Source organism: Halorhodospira neutriphila, assembly GCF_016584055.1.
GTDB lineage: Bacteria > Pseudomonadota > Gammaproteobacteria > Nitrococcales > Halorhodospiraceae > Halorhodospira > Halorhodospira neutriphila.
On the sequence record NZ_NRSH01000270.1, the window covers coordinates 1 to 797 of the forward strand.

Sequence of the window (797 nt, forward strand, 5' to 3'; positions counted from 1 at the left end):
TCGAGACCGAGCGGGTGGCGGGGCGGCCCCGGCCCTCGAGGACGATCCGGCGCCGCCCCGCCACCCGCTCGGTCTCGACGGTGAGCGAGGCCGGCTCCCCGCCCCAGCGCGCGCTCAGCCGGCCGTGGTGGATACCCGCCTCGTCGAAGGCGAGCGAGCCGGAGAGCGCACCCAGGCGCAGCCACGGCGGCAGCGCCGCGGTGACCCCGGAGAGCGCCACCCGGCCCTCGACCTGGGGCGGGCCGCCGGCCTGCGGGGCCAGGGGCAGGGCCAGGTCGAGCCCGACGCGCACCGGCCCCGCGGCCTCGACGGGGACCGCCTCGCCGAGCCAGCCGCGCCCGAGCGGCGAGCCGGCCAGGAAGCCGAGGGCGTCGCCGGCGTCCCCCCGGGCCTGCCCCGCCACCGCCAGGCGCGGCCGGCGCAGGTCGGCGATGGTGACCTCGACACCGCGCAGGGCCACGCCGGCGGTCCGCCCCGCCCCGTCGATGGCCAGCCGCGCGCCGCGAAAGCGCAGCGCCGCGTCGATCCCCGTGATCGCCGGCCACCCCGGGGCGTAGCGCAGCACCCCGCCGCGCACCGCGGCGTCGACGGCGAAGACCCCCTCCTGGCCGTCGAAGGGGAAGTCCGCCGGGTCGCCGTGGAAGAGCAGGTCGGCCCGCGCCACGCGCCCGCCCTGCAGGGCGGTGCCCAGCCAGCGGCGCACCTCGGGCGGCGTGACGCCCGCGGGGACGTAGCGTGGCACCGCCGCGGCCTCGACCCCCTCGACGGCGGCGCGTACGTCGAGGCGGGGCCCGCCG

General features: G+C 81.4%; 1 protein-coding gene. It reads right to left on the minus strand.

All coding sequences use genetic code 11. The features are described 5' to 3' along the window. A partial coding sequence (locus CKO13_RS12410) for a YhdP family protein (RefSeq protein WP_274600700.1) occupies positions 1 to 797 on the minus strand: 797 nt, incomplete at both ends.